General features: G+C 49.0%; 1 protein-coding gene. It reads right to left on the bottom strand.

What is annotated here, in order from left to right; genetic code table 11:
* Positions 1–432 precede the first annotated feature (432 nt).
* Positions 433–1,300 (bottom strand): fructose-bisphosphatase class II family protein (locus F6K20_RS38855; RefSeq protein WP_287298491.1); only part of this gene is annotated, 868 nt, incomplete at its 5' end.

Below are 1,300 nucleotides of genomic sequence, written 5' to 3'. Positions count from 1 at the left end.
CGTGGTTTCCCCCATGAGCGACTGCATCAAGACGGGAGTAGGGAAAAAATATTGTGTACTTTATTAGGATTAAAACCGTTATCTTAGTAATTCTTTATCGGTTTGTTGGTACAAATGTTTTCTACAAATCCTTCCTAAAACGAACTTGAAGGAAGGGTTAAACTAGGTTTTTCACCTTCCTTCAAGTTTGAACTACTGTTGCTAGGGCGTGTTTTCAAAGTTTTCTGCAAGATTATGATCCCCCCCAGCCCCCCTTAAAAAAGGGGGGAGCCATACTCAAAGTCCCCCTTTTTTAAGGGGGACCAACGGGGGATCTCCGAGGCAAGAAGAGACGCCCTAACCGCAACAGGGGTAAGCATTCAGCTGACGGCTGTTCGCTGACGGCTGACAGCTGAATGCTTACCTACAGGGTTAAAACCCTCTTCCTAAGAGTTAGCTCAATTGGATATACTTGGGCTGTTCAAACATATGAACGGTGTCCACAAACCGAGCGGTCTTGGACTGACTTGAAATAACTAGGCTTTGAGTCCGTGCTCCACCTTGGAAGAACCGAACCCCTTCCATCAGGGTTCCTGGGGTGATACCACAAGCAGCAAACAGTACGGTTTCACCAGAGGCTAGTTCTTCAGCATTGTAAACCTTATCGGGATCGGTAATCTTCATGCTTGCGAGCCGTTCAATGTTGCTTTCTTTGCTTTCCCCAATCAGACCAGTTTTCACGATGGCGGGATCGTAGATCAGCTGACCTTGGAAGTGTCCCCCTAAGGCACGCATTGCTGCTGCTGAGATTACCCCTTCTGGGGCAGCACCGATGCCCATCAAGGCATGGATATTGGTACCAGAAAAGGCACAGGAGATGGCGGCGGAAACATCACCGTCACTAATCAGTCGCACCCGAGCACCAGCTCCCCGGATTTCGTTGATCAAGTCCTTGTGACGGGAACGGTCCATCACAACTACCACCAGTTCATCAATGGAGCGCTCTAGACAATCGGAGAGGATTTGCAGATTTTCCGTTGCGGACTTGTTGATATCTACATGATTCTTGGCTTGGGGTGGTGCTGCCAGCTTCTTCATGTAGAAGTCAGGAGCAGCAAATAGACCGCCCTTCTCGGAAATAGCTAGCACTGCCATGGAACCGTTTTGGCCATAGGCCACTAGGTTGGTGCCTTCACAGGGGTCAACCGCAATATCAATTTCTACCAGCTCATCTGGGTTACAGAAGTTGGCAGCATCCTCTTGGGTACAAATCCCAACTTCTTCACCAATGTAGAGCATGGGAGCATCATCCCGCTCCCCA

The sequence above is a fragment of the Moorena sp. SIO2C4 genome (assembly GCF_010672485.1).
Classification (GTDB): Bacteria; Cyanobacteriota; Cyanobacteriia; order Cyanobacteriales; family Coleofasciculaceae; genus Moorena; species Moorena producens.
Note: the sequence above shows the minus strand (reverse complement) of the source record. Positions and strands in the feature narration are given on the sequence as shown.